Source organism: Arthrobacter sp. HLT1-20, from assembly GCF_054510895.1.
Genome location: NZ_JBTNDR010000001.1, coordinates 206,297 through 224,004 on the forward strand (window position 1 = coordinate 206,297; position 17,708 = coordinate 224,004).

Genomic DNA, 17,708 nt, shown 5'->3' on the forward strand with positions numbered 1-17,708 from the left:
TGTTGCATCAAAACGCGCTGGGAAGGCGCTTTCCAATGCAACAACTGCGTCACAGATGGGGGACTAGGTGTCCTTGCGGATCCAGCGGAACGTTAGCTTGCATAGGATCAGCCCCACAACAAGCCACAGCCCCATGACCAGTGCCACCAGGCCCAGATTCCAGGCGCCGCCCGGTTCGGCCTGCTCAAAGGCGGCGGGCAGAAACACGCTGCGCATGCCCTGGGCCATCCATTTCAGCGGGAACACGCTGGCAACGTTTTGCAGCCAGCCGGGCAGCTGCGAAAAGTTCAGGTACACCCCGGAGATGAACTGCAGCAACAACACAATGGGGATCACCACGGCCGTGGCGCTTTTGCCGGTGCGAGGCAGGGCGGACAGGGCAATGCCCAGCACGCAACTGGTGATGACGCCAAACAAAAACACCCAGGCGAATGTCAGCCACTTGCCCGGTTCGCTGGGCAGGGCCACGTCAAAGGCAAAACGAGCCACGAGCAGCAGCAGCGTCACCTGCAGGACGGAGCTGACCATGACCATGCCGATCTTGCCCATGAAGTAGGAAAACACCGGCAGGGGAGTGCCGCCTAGCCGCTTCAAGGTGCCGTCGCCCTTCTCCCCGGCAATGTCCACGCCCAGATTCTGCACGCCGCTGAGCAGCATGCCCGCGGCCACCATGCCGGGTACGTAAAACGCGGCAAAGGAGATGCCGCCGCTGCCATCCGGGGCTGCCCCGATGGTGCCGCTGGTACTGAAGGCCACTGCGAAAATGGACAGCATCACGATCGGGAATAGGAACGTGAAAAAGACTGAGTCGCCCTGCCTGAAGTACAGCCTGAGTTCGTAGCCGATCCGCCGGGTGCCCAATGAAAGTGTTCTCATGCCACGTCCTGCTCTTCGCGTGCTGCGGCTGCACGGGTGCCCACCAAGTCTAGATAAATGTCCTCCAGGCTGGGACGGGTGATTTCCAATGCCTCCACCTCGCCGCCTGCCTCGCTGTAGAGCTTCGCCGCGAGTGCCGCGGGTTCCGTCGTGCGTTCTACCCGGACGACGCCGTCCTGCCGCCACCGCACGAGCGGCACCCTTGCGCCGGCCCCGCCAATCTCATCGATGCGGCCAATGTCCACGAGTTTACCGCCCACAATGACTCCAGCTCTGTCGGCCAGGGTCGCGGCCTCATCCAAGTAGTGCGTTGTCAGCAGGATGGTGGTGCCCTCGGCCTTGAGCTGGTTGATCAAATCCCAAAATTGCCGCCGAGCCTCAGGGTCGAAGCCGGTGGTGGGTTCGTCCAAGAACAGCAGCTTGGGGCGGCCGATGATGCCCAGTGCCACATCCACCCGCCGGCGCTGCCCGCCGGAAAGCTTGCTGATCCTGGTCTTTTCCTTGCCAGCCAGTCCCACGGCCTCGATCACTTCCCCCACCGTGCGCGGGTTCGGGTAGTACCCGGCAAAGTGGGACAGCTGTTCAAGCACCGTAACGTTGCCACTCTCCCCGCTTGATTGCAGCACAATGCCCAGCTGGGCCTTCCACTCCAATCCGCCGTGTTGGGGATCGATGCCCAGAACGCTGACCTCCCCGTTGCTGCGGTCCCGGTAACCCTCGAGAATCTCAATCGTGGTGCTTTTCCCTGCACCGTTGGGACCCAGCAAGGCAAAGGTTTCCCCGCTATGGATGTCAAAACTGATGCCATCCACGGCCGTGAAGGCGCCGTAGGACTTCCTGAGATCACGCACGTGCACCGGCACTTGGCTGCTTGTCATTTGTTCATCCTTGCACCAAGAAGGGAACCCGAACAGCACCCGCGCAAAATTGGCGGCGCGTTGGGTTGGTGGGGCGTGAGAGCGCAGCTCATGAGACTTCCGGCCCTGCAACCGCATTTGATGCGCACTCACCACGAACACCGCACACCCGTCCCGGCGCAAAGGTGCGCCGTGAGCGAAACCAGGCCCGCCGACGTCGCACTTTTAAGTCGAAAACTGGCACTCGCCTTGACCGAGTGCTAATCAATTCCATAGAGTCAGAGTTAGCACTCTCACCCCGAGGGTGCTAACTTGCTTATCTTTTTGGCCATGGGAGCAACACCGGCACCGCGACGACGGTTGGGGCTCCTGATAAACATGGTGAAGAAGACTGCCAGCCATCCAAAGAATTTACGTGTGAAGGAGAGGTCCGAGTGTCGGTCTCTATTAAGCCTCTTGAGGATCGTATTGTTGTTCGCCAGCTCGAAGCAGAGCTGACCACCGCTTCCGGTCTGGTTATCCCGGACACTGCCAAGGAAAAGCCCCAGGAGGGCGAAGTTGTGGCAGTTGGACCCGGCCGCGTTGACGACAACGGCAACCGTGTCCCGATCGATGTTGCCGTTGGCGACGTTGTCATCTACTCCAAGTACGGTGGAACCGAAGTGAAGACCGGTGGCGAAGAGCTCCTGGTTCTCTCGGCCCGCGACGTACTGGCCATCGTCGTTAAGTAACGACTTTTGCTCTAGTAACCACTTTGTAAAGCCCCGCGGCCGGGACCGTTCTTAGGTCACGAGCGCGGGGTCTTTGCGTGAAAGGACACACCGCATGGCTAAGCAGCTTGCATTTAATGACGACGCACGGAAGGCCCTTGAGGCCGGTATCGACAAGTTGGCGGACACCGTTAAGGTGACCCTCGGCCCGCGCGGTCGCAACGTAGTACTGGACAAGAAGTGGGGCGCTCCCACCATCACCAACGACGGCGTCACGATCGCCCGCGAGGTGGAGTTGGAAGACCCGTACGAGAACCTCGGCGCACAGTTGGCCAAGGAAGTTGCCACGAAGACCAACGATGTTGCCGGTGACGGCACCACCACGGCCACCGTTTTGGCACAGGCTCTGGTCAAGGAAGGCCTGCGCAACGTTGCCGCAGGTGCGGCTCCCGGCGAGCTCAAGCGCGGCATCCAGGTTTCCGTTGAAGCCATTGCCAAGCGCCTGCTGGAGAACGCCCGCCCGGTTGAGGGTGGACAGGTTGCAGAAGTTGCCGCCATCTCCGCTCAGAGCCAGGAAATCGGCGACCTGCTCGCCGAGGCATTCGACAAGGTCGGCAAGGATGGTGTGATCACCATCGAGGAATCCTCCACCACCTCCACCGAACTGGTCCTCACCGAGGGCATGCAGTTCGACAAGGGCTACCTGTCCCCGTACTTCGTCACAGACGCAGAACGCCAGGAAGCTGTCATGGAAGATGCACTGGTTTTGATCAACCAGGGCAAGATCTCCAGCCTGCAGGAATTCCTGCCGCTGCTTGAAAAGGCACTTGCTGCCAACAAGCCGCTGTTCATCATTGCCGAAGACGTTGACGGCGAGGCCCTGTCCACGCTGATCGTCAACCGCTTGCGCGGCACCTTGAACGTAGTTGCCGTCAAGGCTCCGGGCTTCGGCGACCGCCGCAAGGCCATGCTGCAGGACATTGCAATCCTGACCGGCGCACAGGTTGTCTCCCCGGAGATCGGCCTGACTCTGGACCAGGTTGGCCTTGAAGTACTGGGTACGGCCCGCCGCATCACAGTCACCAAGGACAACACCACCATCGTTGACGGTGCCGGCACGGCTGAGGAAGTTGCCGACCGCGTTGCCCAGCTGCATGCTGAGCTCAAGCGCACCGACTCCGACTGGGACAAGGAAAAGCTGCAGGAACGCCTGGCCAAGCTGGCCGGCGGCATCGGCGTGATCAAGGTTGGCGCAGCCACCGAGGTTGAGCTGAAGGAAAAGAAGCACCGCATTGAGGACGCTGTATCCGCAACGCGTGCCGCTTTGGAAGAAGGCATTGTTGCCGGTGGCGGTTCCGCACTGGTCCAGGCCGCCAAGGCTCTTGACGAGGATGCCACCGTTGCAGCCCTGACCGGCGATGCAGCAACAGCTGTTGAACTGGTTCGCAAGGCTGTTGCCCAGCCGCTGCGCTGGATTGCCCAGAACGCCGGCCACGACGGCTACGTTGTTGTGCACAAGGTTGGCGAACTCGAAGACGGCTTCGGCTTCAACGCAGCCACCGGCGAGTACGAGAACCTGGTCAACGCCGGCGTCATCGACCCGGTCAAGGTCACTCGTTCGGCCCTGCGCAACGCGGCCTCCATCGCAGCTTTGGTGCTCACCACCGAAGTTCTCGTGACGGACAAGCCTGCCGATGCCGAGGAAGCCAGCCACCAGCACTAACTGGGGCCCGGCCGGATAAAAAAATGCCGCCGTTCCCGCATTTTGCCACCGATATACCGGTGGCATTTTGCGGGAACGGCGGCATTTTTGCTTTAGCGGCGGAAAGTGCTGCGAACTCCCGGCCGTGGCGGCCCAAATTTCGCCCGGGCCGGTGTGTGCTGAGAGGGTGCCGGACGACGTCGTCGGATCAGCCGGTAGATGAGCAAGACTGCCGCGGCCGAGACAATGATGCCGGCAATGTTGAGCAGGAGCTGCAGGGCGGAGCCGGCTGCACGGTCGGGCTGGCCCAGCACCAATGCCACGGCAACATACCCCGCTGCTGGAACGGTGGTGACCGAGATGAAAACACCCACCAACATGGTGGATTTGCGCCCAATCAGTGACAACATTCCGGCGGCGCCCGCCAGGACCGCCACGATGAATGAATACCAGCCGGGGTGGTAGATGAATTCCGTGGAGCTTGACCCGGCCATGACCTCGGCCGGGTCAAAGAGGCCCAGCGGGACTGAAACGGCTGCTGCCAGCGCTGTGACGGCCATGGCCAGCGGGAACCCAACCACCAGGGCCAGGGCCGCGCGTCGGGCAAGTTTCCAGCGCCTGTCCACGAGCGCCAGGGCCAGGCCGGCGAGGGCACCGAACTCCGGCCCCAACACCATGGCTCCAACAATGGCGATCGTGGAGTCCGTGACAATGCCAATGCCCGCCAGCTGCACGGCGATGATCATGAAGGCCAGGTAGCTCCACGTCAGCTTGGACTCCTCGCTGGTGTCCTTCTCCACCTCATCCCAAATGATGGCGTCAGCCTCCTCCCCGGGCACAGCGCTGTCGGCGTCCTCAAGGCGCTTCGAGATCACCAGTTCCGGGGTGGTGATGGTGACCGAGCCGATCCCCTCAATGTTGATCGCATGGAGTTTCTCCAACAGCTCTTCAACACATTCCCGAACAGCCTGCACGGTAATGACGTCACCGGCTGGAACTAAGGAGGCGCCCTGAAGCCTGGAAACTTCAGAAACACCGGCATGATTCGTGACAAGGTCCACCACCCGGTCCGAGAGCCCTGCCGGAATAACAATACGAATTTGCAGTGCCATCAGCTGCTTCCTGTGGGGCCGGTTGGTTGATCGGAACACTACTACAGGACCGCCCTCTGGGCGCTGCCAATACTGCCCGCCGCGGGGCGCCTCGTGTGACCCAGACCTCGGGAATAGGGTCAGGGCGGCTTTCGTTTTAGAATGTAAGCAACGCACAGACAGGCTCCGTAATCACGGGACCAGTCATCGGATGCACACCCTTAAATGGTTCTACCCCCGCCAAGGAGCCTTCGTGTCCCAGCCTGAAATTCATGACCCCTTCGCCTTTGTTGGCCTGACCTACGACGACGTCCTGCTCCTTCCCGGCCACACCAACGTCATCCCTTCCGAAGCTGACACCAGCTCACGTGTTTCCAAGCGCATCACCGTGCAGACACCGTTGCTGTCGGCCGCCATGGATACCGTGACCGAATCGCGCATGGCCATCGCCATGGCCCGCCAGGGTGGTTTGGGTGTTGTGCACCGCAACCTGTCCATAGAGCGCCAGGCCGAAGAAGTTGACCTGGTCAAGCGCAGCGAATCAGGCATGATCACCAACCCCGTCACCGTTGGTCCGGACGCCACCTTGGCCGAGCTGGACGAGTTGTGCTCACGCTTCCGCGTTTCCGGCCTGCCCGTGGTTGACACAGACGGCCGCCTGGTGGGTATCGTGACCAACCGGGACACCGTTTTCATCCCGGAGAGCGAATACTCCCAGCGCCTGGTCCGCGACGTCATGACCCACATGCCGCTGATCACCGGCAAGGTTGGCATCAGCCGCGAAGAGGCCTCCTTGCTGCTGGGCAAGAACAAGATTGAAAAGCTTCCCCTGGTGGATGCTGCCGGCGTGCTCCGCGGCCTCATCACCGTCAAGGACTTCGCCAAGGCCGAGCAGTACCCGCTGGCCACCAAGGATGACAAGGGCCGCCTGCGCGTCGGTGCGGCCATTGGCTTCTTCGGCGACGGCTTTGAGCGCGCCATGACACTGGTTGAGGCAGGCGTTGACGCCCTGTTCGTTGACACCGCCAACGGCCACAGCCAGGGTGTTTTGGAAATGATCCAGCGCCTCAAGAGCGAGAAGGCTGCCGCCCACGTTGACGTCATTGGTGGCCAGGCCGCCACTCGTGAAGGCGCCCAAGCCCTGATCGACGCCGGTGCCGACGGCATCAAGGTTGGCGTTGGTCCGGGTTCCATCTGCACCACCCGTGTGGTGGCAGGCGTTGGCGTTCCGCAGATCACAGCCATCTACGAATCCGCCAAGGCTGCCATCCCGGCCGGCGTGCCGTTGATTGCCGACGGCGGCCTGCAGTACTCGGGCGACATCGGCAAGGCGCTGGTTGCCGGTGCCGACACCGTGATGCTGGGTTCCCTGCTGGCCGGCACCGAGGAGTCCCCGGGCGAGACAGTCTTTATCAACGGCAAGCAGTTCAAGGCCTACCGTGGCATGGGCTCCTTGGGTGCCATGCAGTCCCGCGGCAAGAACACCTCCTACTCCAAGGACCGTTACTTCCAGGCGGATGTCACGGGCGACGAGAAGCTCATCCCCGAAGGCATCGAAGGCCGTGTGGCCTACCGCGGCCCGCTCTCCTCGGTTGCGTACCAGTTGGTGGGTGGCCTGCGCCAGACCATGTTCTACGTTGGCTCCCCGACCATCCCGGAGCTGAAGGCGCGCGGCAAGTTTGTCCGCATCACCGCAGCTGGCCTGAAGGAATCCCACCCTCATGACATCACCATGACCGTGGAAGCCCCGAACTACAAGTAGTCCCCCGCCGTCGTACGTTAAGAGAGTCTTGTGCACGAGGGCGTTCTTGGGCGGGCAGCGATGAGTGGTTAGAATCAGCAACATCCCGTGCACCACACAACAGAAGGACACTCTTGAAGTTCGACGACATACTCCTGATGCTGATCGCCGCTGAGCCGGGCACAGGCTATGACATGCGCCGACGGCTCTCCACCGAGGGTGTGTTTATCCGGGCCAACGTGGACCAGTCCCAGATCTACAGAACCTTGGCCAGGCTGCAGCGGGCCGGCATGGTGGATTTTGTGGAGGAGAAAAGAGAAAATGCTCCGAATGCCAAGGTCTACTCGCTGACGCCCACCGGGATTGTGTACCTGCAGGAATTCACCGAGTTGGACTATGTCCCGGCCGAGCGATGGCAGGAAGCGGATTTTGGGGCGCAGTATCAGTGCCGAATGTGGCTCAATCCAACTGCGGTCCCGAGGATGTTGGAGATTGAACTGAGTTTCCGAAGGCAGCAGATCGCCAAGTATCGAAATCGGGACCGCACCATCCGCGTGAACAATCCGGCCTTCGACATTGACCAGGACCTGATCAAGGAATTTAGGAACAACTCCCACGAATTCGGTGCCCGATCAATGGACCAATGGGTTGATTGGGTGGAGTCCCAATTGAAAGTCTGGAAACAGCGTCTGGCGGAGCGCTCCTAGGCTTGCCAGCCCAGCTTGACGGGACACTTTAGCCTGCCCTGAAACAGGCCGGGTCCTGGATATTTGTCATCCCCTCAATTCTCTCCTTGACACGGCTTGGTGTCGTGCGTCACTATAGGACAAATCACTATAGGCGTCGTCCTATAGTGGCGCTTGTGGAAACCTGCTCCTTTGTTGGCAGGGATCCCTGGCTCAGACACGTTCAAGGGAGAATGACTATGAGATCCATGCGGATAGCAGCAACAGCTGCCGTTCTTGCCCTCGCACTCGGGTTGGGTGCATGTTCTGCTTCGCCGAAGCAAGCTGCCAATGGCCAGGGGGCCGGTGTCGGCACCCTCACGCTTGCGTCATTGGCGGACAATAATTCGTTTGACCGCGCAGCGCTAGAAATTGGTCACAAGGTCCAGTATTGGATGCCGGTTTTTGACACGCTGCTGGTTCTCGACCCGGATTCGGTGCCGCAGCCCGGTCTAGCCACCGAATGGTCCTACAACGAGGACAACACAGTACTTTCCCTGACGTTGCGCGAAGGCGTGAAATTCAGCGATGGCACACCGTTTGATGCCCCAGTGGTGGCAGCAAACCTTGACTACCTGAAGAAGGGTGGCGGCCAGAACGCCTACATGGCCAAGTCGATTGAGACGGTGGACGTTGTTGATGCCACCCACGTCGACGTGGTGCTGAGTGCCCCGGATCCCGGGCTCCTTGGCTACCTCGGCGTTGTTGGCGGGGCCATGGCAAGTCTGGGTTCGCTGACGGCAAGCGACAAGGCCACCAACCCCGTCGGCACCGGCCCGTATGTGCTGGACACGGCCAAGACAGTGGCGGGCAGCCAGTTTGTGTATGAACGCAAAGCTGACTACTGGGACCTGAAATCTTTCCCCTACGAGAAGCTCATCATCAAACCGATGACAGATGTTACTGCCCGCATCAACGCCCTCAAATCGGGCCAGGTGAACGGCGGGTCCATCGACGCCAAGAGCATTGCAGAAGCCAAGGCAAGCGGCCTGCAGGTGACCACCACCCAGGTTGACTGGACGGGCCTGTTCCTGGCTGACCGTGAAGGCAAGGTTGTTCCCGCGCTCGGTGATGTGCGCGTGCGTCAAGCGATCAACTACCTCTTCGACGCTCCAGCACTCCTGAAGGGAATCGGCTTGGGTCACGGCGAAGTCACCAATCAGGTCTTCGGCGTGTCCAGTCAGGCCTACGTGCCGGAGCTGGACAACTACTACACCCATGATGAGGCGAAGGCGAAGAAACTCATGGCCGACGCCGGATATGCCGACGGATTCACTGTTCAAATGCCCGATTCGCCCGGGTTTGCTGCTGTCAGCCCGGTCCTCGAGCAGACACTCCTCAAGCTCAACATCAAGACCGAATGGGTCAAGGTTGCCCCCGATGCGCTCATTGGCCAGATTCTTGCGGGTAAATTCCCCATGTTCTTGTTCAACCTGGGAAGCCAAACGGCGTGGCAGGACATTCAAAAGCTCGCGTTGCCGACTTCGCCGTGGAACACCTCCAAGGTGAACTCGGAAGAACTTATGGGCTTGGTGAAGAAGGCCCAATTCGCCACGGGCTCAGAGCAGGACACCGCAATGGCGGCCGTGAACACCTGGCTCGTCACAAACGCTTGGTTCGCCCCGCTCTACCGCATGTCCTTGCCCTATGGAACAGATGCCACGACAAATGTGGTGCTCCAATCGCAAAACGCTGCCCCGTGGATTCGCAGCTACTCGCCCGCCCACTGATTCTCCCTGGGGCGGTCGGCCACGTCCGGGCCGCCCCAACTCACTGACAGGCAATTTTCATGCTCCCTTTTGTGATTCGACGGCTCCTTTCCGGAGTGGTCCTGGTTTTTGTGATTGCAACAATCACGTTCGTGCTGATTAATTCCTCGACGGGAAACGTTGCACGGAACATTCTTGGCGAAAACGCCACGGCTGAGCAGGTGGCGGCCAAGACCACCGAGCTTGGCCTCGATCAGCCTCTCCTCAGCCAGTACTTCAGCTGGCTGGGGGGAGCGCTCTCCGGGAACTTTGGTAGCTCGTGGCTGAACAGCGAATCCGTGACCGATGCCCTGATGAGCCGGATGCCGGTCACCCTTTCCATGGTTGTCAGCGCCATTATCGTCATCGCGTTGATCAGTGCCGTGCTTGGTGTCACGGCGGCTGTCAAGGGTGGCCGGCTCGACCGGCTCATTCAGGTGGTCAGCGTCGTTGGTTTCGCCCTGCCCAACTTCTGGGTGGCACTGATGCTGGTCCTGACTTTTTCATTGTCCCTGCAACTGTTGCCAGCCACAGGCTATGTGGCGCCGTCGGAGAGCCTCCTGGGATGGGCTGCGACGCTTCTGCTGCCCGTCACCTCGCTCGTCTTGGGTGGGGTGGCCTCGGCCGCGCAACAAATTCGTGGCGCAACCATTGATGTGCTGCGGCAAGACTACATCCGCACCTTGCACGCCCGCGGATTGTCCCCCCGGTCGGTGGTGCTCAAGCACGCGCTGCGCAATGCAGCAGGCCCTGCGCTGACAGTGCTGTCATTGCAATTTATTGCCTTGCTAGGTGGCGCAGTGGTGATTGAGCGGGTCTTCGCCATTCCTGGCATTGGCACGCTGACAGTCAACGCTGCCCTGAGCGGCGACGTCCCGCTGCTCATGGGGATTGTTGTTGTGATGGCAATTCTTGTGGTTCTTGTCAACCTGGTCATTGATATTGCCAATGGTTGGGTCAATCCGAAGGTGCGTGTGCAATGACCGAATCCGTAAAACCCGTCGTCGCGGCAGCGCCGCCTGCAGTGCGCCAAAGTATTCTGCGCACAGTTCTGCACAATCCCATGGGGTTGGGGGCGGTCATTGTGTTGTCCGCCGTTGTCCTCCTCAGCATCTTTGCGCCCTTGTTCGCACCCCACAGCCCCACCGAGGTGCGTATTGACCTGATCAACGCGCCACCCGGTGGCGAGTTCCTGCTCGGTGGTGACGGTGCCGGGCGTGACATCCTCAGCCGGCTCGTCTTCGCCGGCCGCAACACGCTCGTTGGGGCCTTGATTGCCGTTTTTGTTGGCATGACGGGCGGCGTTGTTTCAGGTCTTCTTGCCGGGTACTTTGGTAAGTTCTTTGACTCCTTGTCGAGCTGGGTGGCCAATGTCCTGATGGCCATGCCGTCCATGATCCTGTTGTTGGCCCTGTTCAAGGCCCTCGGCTCCTCAATGTTCATTGCCATGGCAGTGTTTGGTGTTCTCATCGCCCCTGGTTTCTTCCGGCTGGTTCGAGGACTGGTGATCAACGTCAAGAATGAACTCTATGTTGATGCAGCGAGAGTTTCGGGCCTGAGCAACCTGCGCATCATTGGCCGGCATATCGTGCTGGTGGTCCGGGCTCCCATGGTAATCCATACTGCTGTTGTCTCCGGTGTGGCCATTGTGCTCCAGTCGGGCCTGGAATTTCTTGGCCTGGGCGATCCGTCGCTCCCCACTTGGGGCGGGATGCTCCAGGATGCCTTCGCTAACATTTACGTTTCCCCCACCGCTATCATTTGGCCAGGCACGGCCATCGCCATTACCGTGGCGTCGCTGGTACTGCTGGGCAACGCCATTCGTGACGGGTTCCAACGCGTGGACAGCGGTCCGGCAAAGGGCCGTGCAACGCGCCGGGCGCCCCAGAGCAGTTCCCCGGAAACGAAACAACGGACAGTGCCGGTGACGCCGGCGACCGACGACGGCCCCGATGTCCTGCTGCGCTTGACCGGTGTTGGGGTGGGCTACCCTGCCGGCACAACAAGCAAGGAGGTTGTGCGGGGCGTTGACCTGCACGTGCGCCGGGGTGAAGTGCTCGGACTTGTGGGCGAATCCGGTTCGGGCAAGACGCAAACTGCCTTCGCCATTTTGGGCCTACTGGCACCCGGGGGGCACGTTACCCGCGGCAGCATCACCTTCGATGGCAAGGAGATCTCAGATCTGCCGGCCCCGGCAATGCGGGCACTGCGCGGCAGGCGTATTGCCTACGTGCCGCAGGAGCCCATGAGCAATCTTGACCCATCATTTCGGATCGGGGACCAGCTCACCGAGCCGCTGCGGGCGGTCCTGGGTTTGTCCAAGAAGCAGGCTGAAGAGAAGGCGCTGGAGTTGCTGGCCCGGGTGGGGATTTCCCATCCCCGACGGACATTCGACGCATACCCCCATGAGATTTCAGGTGGCATGGCGCAAAGGGTTCTTATTGCCGGCGCAATCTCGTGCGGTCCCGACCTCCTGATAGCCGATGAGGTGACAACAGCCCTCGATGTGACGGTCCAGGCCGACGTGCTAGAGCTGCTGCGGGAACTGCAGAGTGAACTAGCCATGGGAGTCATTCTTGTCACCCACAACTTTGGGGTGGTCGCCGATCTGTGCGACCGGGTGGCCGTGATGCAGAACGGGCAGGTCATTGAGACAAACACTGCCCTGGAACTCTTTGCCAACCCGACGCACCCCTACACCCAGATGCTGCTGTCATCGACCCTGGAAGACAGTGTCCCCAGAGACCTCGTAGTCACAAAGCAAGGAGCACAATGATGAGCCAAACCATGTCGCAACCCGGTGCGGAGCTCCTCCGTGTCGAAAACGTTGTGGTCGATTTCCCTCTGCGGGGCTGGCGCAAGCCGGACTTCCGTGCCTTGCGCGGAGTATCGCTGGATATCCGCGCCGGGGAAACGGTGGGCTTGGTGGGCGAGTCGGGCTCGGGCAAGACAACCCTGGGTCGCGCTGTTCTCGGGCTGGCGCCCGTGGCCTCCGGGAGCATAAAGTTCGACGGCGTAGAACTGGCGGGTGCCACCATGCAGCAGCGACGGGCCATGGGCTCGCAAATACAGGTGGTCTTTCAAGACCCGTACACCTCGCTGAACCCCGCTATGACCATCGAGGAAATCTTGATCGAACCGTTGGTGGCCCGCGGATCCCTCACCAGGGGCCAGGCCCGCAAGCGCGTGCGGACGCTGCTTGACCAGGTGAACCTGCCCAGCGATGCCGCCGACAGGCTTCCCCGAGAGTTCTCTGGCGGGCAACGTCAACGCGTTGCCATCGCCCGCGCCTTGGCCCTTTCGCCCCGGCTGATCGTGTGTGACGAGCCGGTTTCGGCGTTGGACCTCTCAACCCAGGCCCGGGTGCTTGATCTGTTCGTGGACATTCAGGAACAGACGGGTGTGGCGTATCTCTTTGTCTCTCATGACCTTTCGGTTGTGCGTCACGTCAGCCACCGCGTAGCCGTGATGTACCAGGGGGAGATCGTTGAGTACGGGCCGTGCTCGAGGGTCACGGTGGAACCCGAGCACCCATACACTCGCAAGCTGCTCATGGCAGCACCCGTACCCGACCCGGTCCGGCAAAAAACGCGCCGCGAAGAGCGCCGCAAACTCATACTCGCAGGGGAGATCAACTAATGCGCGCAGTTGTAGTCATGTTTGACAGCCTCAATAGGCGGATGCTGCCGCCTTACGGCGCCGAGGGTGTTCATGCGCCGAACTTTGAACGGCTGGCTGAGCACACCGTAACTTTCGAGAATTGCTATGCCGGCAGCATGCCTTGCATGCCGGCGCGTCGCGAATTGCACACTGGCCGCTACAATTTCCTTCACCGCTCGTGGGGTCCACTGGAGCCTTTTGACGATTCGATGCCGGAGATCTTGAAATCGTCCGGTGTCTACACCCACATGGTCACCGACCACCAGCACTACTGGGAAGACGGCGGGGCCACCTACCACACGCGCTACAACACTCATGAGTTCTTTCGTGGGCAGGAAGGGGACGCCTGGAAAGGGCATGTGCACGACGCCGATGCCCCGGAGAGTCTCAACGGAAACAATCCGTTGGTACGCCAGGACTGGATCAACAGGCAGTACTTGCAAAACGAGGCGGACCACCCCCAAACACGGACCTTCGACGCTGGCCTGGAATTTATGGAGACCAACCGGGACGCTGACAATTGGTTCTTGCAGATTGAGTGCTTTGACCCGCATGAGCCGTTCTTTAGTTATGACGACTACCGAAAGCTCTATGCCGACGACTACGAGGGAGTGCACTTCGACTGGCCCTCATACCGGCGGGTGACCGAAGAACCGGAAGAGGTCCAGCACGCGAAGAACGAATACATGGCGCTGCTGAGCATGTGCGATGCTTCGCTTGGGCGGGTCCTGGACACCTTTGACGAGCAGAATCTCTGGGATGACACCATGCTCATCGTGTGCACAGACCATGGCTTCCTCTTGGGGGAGCAGGGTTGGTGGGGCAAAAGTGTGCAGCCCTGGTTTGACCAGAACATTCACACCCCGCTCTTCATTTGGGATCCCCGCAGCAGGCAGGCCGGCGCCCGGCGAGACACACTGGTCCAAACGATCGATCTGGCACCAACGCTGCTGGAATTCTTTGGGCTTGAGCCCACTGACGACATGCAGGGGCAGCCGCTGGCTCGCACGATTGCGGACGATACGGCGATACGTGAGGGTGCACTCTTCGGCCTCTTCGGCGCCCATGTCAACGTGACGGACGGACGGTACGTTTACATGAGGGCCAGTGTTTCAGCAGACAATGCGCCGCTTTTTGACTACACGCTGATGCCGACGCATATGCGCTCGCGATTCATGGCGCACGAACTTCAAGACATGGAACTGGCGCCGCCGTTCACGTTCACCAAGAACGTTTCTCCATTGAAGATTCCAGGCTGGGTCATGGGGAACCCTCATGCCTTTGGCACCTTGCTGTTCGATCTGGAGAACGATCCGCAGCAGCAGCACCCCTTGCGCCACGACGAGTGCGAGCTGCGCATGGCAAATCTGATGGTCGAGTTGATGCGGGCGAATGATGCGCCGGCGGAGCAATATGAACGTTTGGGGCTTCCCCTCGACGGGCCGGCGATGAGCGCGCACCTCCTGGTGGAAAAGCAATGGCACCAGATGCAAGCAGCACGTACTTCTGCTGTGCGAGTCCATGAGATGCCCGCCGATGCTGTGGTCTCCACCATGACCCTCAATGAACTTCTGGAGGACTCCCGAACACGTCCCATTCTCCTGGCGCAAATGCCCGCCTTGGCACACCCCCCTTTGGTCAGGATGCTGGGGCAGGGAACCATCCTGCACGCGGCGGCCATGCGACCTGACTTTGGTTCCAGCCATATTCATGCGCTGGAGACAGTACTCAGTGGCGCCTTGGGGCGGGTGGCAGGGGCCTGATCATTGCTGCGCACCCCGGTGGGGAATCGGCCTTGTAGCTATTGCGGCGTTGCAGAAAGCATCAATCTGTGACGCCGCAGTCGTGCTGGGTGGAGCGCAGCGAGAATTATCTGATGCGTGCTTGGAATCCTCTTGTCTACCAATACTTACCATGGTAATGTTTTCAAATGGCTTGGAAGGTGACTCGCGTCACTTTCCAAGGGTGTGAGTTCGGAGCTGCAGCACCGGAGTTTCCCGCCCAAACCACCACCACAGCACCGAGCTATCGAGAGGCCAACATGTCCAATAGTTTTCAACTTCCGGAAGGGTTCTTGTGGGGAGCGTCGACGGCGGCCCACCAGATCGAAGGAATGAACGTCAACAGCAATTTCTGGGCGTATGAGCACAGCGGAATGCTCAAGCAGCGATTCATCGACATGAGCGGTGATGCCTGTGACAGCTATCACCGGTGGCGTGAAGATATGGACCTCTTGGCGGGCTTCGGATTTACCGACTATAGGTTCAGCATCGAATGGGCGCGCATTGAACCCGCACCCGGTGAGTTTTCCAATGCTGAGATTTCCCACTACCGCCGCATGGTGGACGGTGCCATTGCGCGGGGCCTTCGCCCGATGCTGACACTTCATCACTTCACCGTTCCGCAGTGGTTTGAGGAACAGGGTGGTTGGGAAGCGGACGGTGCCGTTGATCTGTTCGGGCGCTTCGTTGAGGCGGCCGCTCCCATCTTTGCCAACGGAGTCGAGCGTATTTGCACCATCAATGAGCCCAATATGGTGGCAAGATTCGCAGCGGTTCGCAAGGCCGTCTTCGCCGGCACGGCATGGGAAGGTTCCGAATTCTCCGGTTACGACCAGGCCACAACCGTGGCCTTGATCGAATCGCACAGGCGGGCCGTGGAAGTCATCGGCCGCATAGCGCCCTCCATCCAGGTCGGCTGGTCCGTTGCCATCGCCAATTATCATGTGGTCGACGGTGGGGAAGCGGCTGCTGCGGAGCTCGCCTCACGTGCACGGGATGTCTTCGTCGTGGCTTCAAAGGAGGATGACTGGATTGGTGTGCAGGCCTACACTCGTGCCTTCGTTGGGCCAGAGGGTCAGCGCCCTGTTCCGGCAGGTGCCCCGACCACATTGACAGGCTGGGAGTACTACCCGCCCGCCCTGGGTGAAGCCATCCGCACGGTCGCCGGCTTAGTGCCGGGAACGCCCATTGTGGTGACGGAGAACGGCATTGCCGAAAGCGATGATGTCCGCAGGGTTGCCTATACTTCCGGCGCGCTCCAGGGGCTCCGCGAAGCAATGGCCGATGGTATTGACGTTCAGGGCTACTTCCACTGGAGTGCGTTGGATAACTACGAATGGGGCAGCTATGGACCTACTTTTGGCTTGGTCGCCGTGGACAGGAAGACCTTTGTCCGCACGCCTAAACCCTCAGCGTCGTGGCTTGGCACCGCAGGGCAAGCCCGATCGATCGACCTGAGCCAAGCACCCCTCCATTAACTTCCCCGCCACCTCAAGGACCGCCATGACACCGTCGTCAGGAACTTCCAGCAGCACCATCGCCGCAACCGCAGAATCGCAGTCCCCACCCGGTTCCCAGGAATCCAAGCCGGTGGCCCCGCGCCGGCTCATGGCCACCGTTGCCCCAGCTCATTTGAGTATTTCCCTGATTTGGGGTGCCGTCCCTTCCATATTGCTGGCGCTGCAGGTGCAGCAATCATTCGGTGAAGAGGCAAAGGTTGCCGTCCTTGCCATGGTTTCCATGTTCGGTGCGCTGGCGGCAATGATCGCCCAGCCGATAGCAGGGGCGCTGTCGGACCGCACGCGCAGCCGTTTCGGCAAGCGGGCGCCGTGGATAGTTCTGGGCGCCTTGTGCGGCGGGCTGTCCTTGCTCGGCATGGCGTTCGCCAACAACATCGTCTTCTTGGTGATCGCCTGGGTCATGGTTCAAATTAGCTACAATTTTGCGCAGGGACCTCTGAGCGCCATCATGCCCGACAGGGTTCCCCGGGCCTTCCGCGGTACATTTGCCGCCATCCTGGGACTCGGCGGCATGTTTGGATCGCTGGGCGGCCAAATTCTCGCCTCATCATTGTCGAAGAACATCCCGGGCGCCTACCTGCTCCTTGCCGGCTTCGCAGTCATTGTCCTGACGCTGTTCGTGGTGCTCAACCCGGACCGCTCCAGCAAGGACGCAGTGGTGGAGCCGTTTGTCATGCGCCACTTTGCGCTGACCTTCTGGGTCAGCCCCAGAAAGCACCCGGATTTCTTCTGGGCCTTCACGAGCAGGTTACTGACCTACACGGGCTACTTTGTGGTGGTTGGCTACAAGCTGTACATCCTTCAGGACTACATCGGCCTGGGTGATGAAGCAATCACCATGATTCCGGTCGTTGGCCTGGTCTCGCTGGCCGGCTTGCTGTTGAGCACGCTTGCGGCGGGCAGGCTCTCGGATGTCCTAGGTAGGCGGAAGCCCTTCGTCCTAGTCTCTGGACTTCTTGTTGCCGTGGCGTTGTTCATTCCTCTGCTGCTTCCGAACCTCACCGGCATGTTGCTCCTGGCCGGTCTGGCCGGTTTTGGATTCGGTTGTTTCCAAGCCGTTGACGCAGCCCTGATCTCTGAAGTACTTCCCTCTGATGCCTCCTTCGCCAAGGATCTGGGCGTGGTCAACATGGCCGTGACGCTTCCTCAGATTCTTGCCCCGGCATTCGCCGGATTCATTGTGCTCGCCTTCGGCTACGCGCTGCTTTTTCCCATTGGTGCCGTCATCGGTGTCCTGGGGGCGTTGGCAGTCCTGCCGGTCAAATCGGTCAAATGAGCACCGTTTCATTCACCCATC

At 60.5% G+C, this 17,708-nt stretch carries 14 protein-coding genes; 11 read left to right on the forward strand and 3 right to left on the reverse strand.

All coding sequences use genetic code 11. The features are described 5' to 3' along the window. Positions 1–63 precede the first annotated feature (63 nt). Both ACX80Q_RS00965 and ACX80Q_RS00970 read right to left on the reverse strand, forming a co-directional pair. On the reverse strand, positions 64–876 hold the full coding sequence (locus ACX80Q_RS00965) for an ABC transporter permease (protein WP_459328642.1): 813 nt from the start codon (positions 874–876) through the stop codon (positions 64–66). Beyond that, positions 873–1,754, reverse strand: coding sequence for an ABC transporter ATP-binding protein (locus ACX80Q_RS00970; RefSeq protein ID WP_459328643.1), 882 nt, complete (start codon positions 1,752–1,754; stop codon positions 873–875). Before ACX80Q_RS00970 ends, ACX80Q_RS00965 begins: the two co-directional genes overlap by 4 nt. 413 nt (positions 1,755–2,167) lie before the next feature. Here ACX80Q_RS00970 and groES point away from each other — a divergent pair, with 413 nt between their 5' ends. Both groES and groL read left to right on the forward strand, forming a co-directional pair. Next, positions 2,168–2,464: a co-chaperone GroES gene (gene groES / locus ACX80Q_RS00975; protein WP_038464523.1), complete on the forward strand. Its 297-nt coding sequence runs from the start codon at positions 2,168–2,170 to the stop codon at positions 2,462–2,464. Positions 2,465–2,558: 94 nt separating this feature from the next. Beyond that, the gene (gene groL, locus ACX80Q_RS00980) at positions 2,559–4,166 is read left to right on the forward strand and encodes a chaperonin GroEL (protein WP_459328644.1); all 1,608 of its coding nucleotides are present in this window, start codon (positions 2,559–2,561) and stop codon (positions 4,164–4,166) included. Between the two features lie 92 nt (positions 4,167–4,258). Here the strand turns inward: groL and ACX80Q_RS00985 are convergent, their stop codons facing one another. Beyond that, a complete protein-coding gene (locus ACX80Q_RS00985; protein WP_459328645.1) occupies positions 4,259–5,257 on the reverse strand; it encodes a DUF389 domain-containing protein in 999 nt (332 codons plus the stop codon). Positions 5,258–5,489: 232 nt separating this feature from the next. Here ACX80Q_RS00985 and guaB point away from each other — a divergent pair, with 232 nt between their 5' ends. From guaB to ACX80Q_RS01030, 9 genes are all read left to right on the forward strand, one after another. Next, positions 5,490–6,998 (forward strand): IMP dehydrogenase, encoded by a 1,509-nt coding sequence (gene guaB, locus ACX80Q_RS00990; protein WP_459328646.1) that lies wholly within the window; start codon positions 5,490–5,492, stop codon positions 6,996–6,998. A 113-nt stretch (positions 6,999–7,111) separates the two neighbouring features. After that, positions 7,112–7,684: a PadR family transcriptional regulator gene (locus ACX80Q_RS00995; RefSeq protein WP_459328647.1), complete on the forward strand. Its 573-nt coding sequence runs from the start codon at positions 7,112–7,114 to the stop codon at positions 7,682–7,684. 218 nt (positions 7,685–7,902) lie between these two features. Beyond that, positions 7,903–9,432, forward strand: coding sequence for an ABC transporter substrate-binding protein (locus ACX80Q_RS01000; RefSeq protein WP_459328648.1), 1,530 nt, complete (start codon positions 7,903–7,905; stop codon positions 9,430–9,432). 59 nt (positions 9,433–9,491) lie between these two features. After that, positions 9,492–10,433, forward strand: coding sequence for an ABC transporter permease (locus tag ACX80Q_RS01005; RefSeq protein ID WP_459328649.1), 942 nt, complete (start codon positions 9,492–9,494; stop codon positions 10,431–10,433). Then, entirely contained in the window at positions 10,430–12,226 is a 1,797-nt protein-coding gene (locus ACX80Q_RS01010; RefSeq protein WP_459328650.1) for a dipeptide/oligopeptide/nickel ABC transporter permease/ATP-binding protein, read from the forward strand. The genes ACX80Q_RS01005 and ACX80Q_RS01010 overlap by 4 nt, the downstream gene beginning before the upstream one ends. Further along, positions 12,226–13,089, forward strand: coding sequence for an ATP-binding cassette domain-containing protein (locus ACX80Q_RS01015; RefSeq protein ID WP_459328651.1), 864 nt, complete (start codon positions 12,226–12,228; stop codon positions 13,087–13,089). Before ACX80Q_RS01010 ends, ACX80Q_RS01015 begins: the two co-directional genes overlap by 1 nt. Next, a complete protein-coding gene (locus ACX80Q_RS01020; protein ID WP_459328652.1) occupies positions 13,089–14,873 on the forward strand; it encodes a sulfatase in 1,785 nt (594 codons plus the stop codon). The genes ACX80Q_RS01015 and ACX80Q_RS01020 overlap by 1 nt, the downstream gene beginning before the upstream one ends. Before the next feature lie 278 nt (positions 14,874–15,151). Continuing rightward, positions 15,152–16,369 (forward strand): glycoside hydrolase family 1 protein, encoded by a 1,218-nt coding sequence (locus ACX80Q_RS01025; protein ID WP_459328653.1) that lies wholly within the window; start codon positions 15,152–15,154, stop codon positions 16,367–16,369. A gap of 25 nt (positions 16,370–16,394) precedes the next feature. Next, positions 16,395–17,687 (forward strand): MFS transporter, encoded by a 1,293-nt coding sequence (locus tag ACX80Q_RS01030; protein WP_459328654.1) that lies wholly within the window; start codon positions 16,395–16,397, stop codon positions 17,685–17,687. Positions 17,688–17,708: the final 21 nt, after the last annotated feature.

What these genes read in the sequence shown, in the direction of transcription:
- ACX80Q_RS00965 (WP_459328642.1), bottom strand. Translation starts at nt 876, where the DNA reads ATGAGAACACTTTCATTGGGCACCCGGCGGATCGGCTACGAACTCAGG.
- ACX80Q_RS00970 (WP_459328643.1), bottom strand. Translation starts at nt 1,754, where the DNA reads ATGACAAGCAGCCAAGTGCCGGTGCACGTGCGTGATCTCAGGAAGTCC.
- groL (WP_459328644.1), top strand. Translation starts at nt 2,559, where the DNA reads ATGGCTAAGCAGCTTGCATTTAATGACGACGCACGGAAGGCCCTTGAG.
- ACX80Q_RS00985 (WP_459328645.1), bottom strand. Translation starts at nt 5,257, where the DNA reads ATGGCACTGCAAATTCGTATTGTTATTCCGGCAGGGCTCTCGGACCGG.
- ACX80Q_RS01000 (WP_459328648.1), top strand. Translation starts at nt 7,903, where the DNA reads ATGAGATCCATGCGGATAGCAGCAACAGCTGCCGTTCTTGCCCTCGCA.
- ACX80Q_RS01005 (WP_459328649.1), top strand. Translation starts at nt 9,492, where the DNA reads ATGCTCCCTTTTGTGATTCGACGGCTCCTTTCCGGAGTGGTCCTGGTT.
- ACX80Q_RS01010 (WP_459328650.1), top strand. Translation starts at nt 10,430, where the DNA reads ATGACCGAATCCGTAAAACCCGTCGTCGCGGCAGCGCCGCCTGCAGTG.
- ACX80Q_RS01015 (WP_459328651.1), top strand. Translation starts at nt 12,226, where the DNA reads ATGAGCCAAACCATGTCGCAACCCGGTGCGGAGCTCCTCCGTGTCGAA.
- ACX80Q_RS01020 (WP_459328652.1), top strand. Translation starts at nt 13,089, where the DNA reads ATGCGCGCAGTTGTAGTCATGTTTGACAGCCTCAATAGGCGGATGCTG.
- ACX80Q_RS01025 (WP_459328653.1), top strand. Translation starts at nt 15,152, where the DNA reads ATGTCCAATAGTTTTCAACTTCCGGAAGGGTTCTTGTGGGGAGCGTCG.
- ACX80Q_RS01030 (WP_459328654.1), top strand. Translation starts at nt 16,395, where the DNA reads ATGACACCGTCGTCAGGAACTTCCAGCAGCACCATCGCCGCAACCGCA.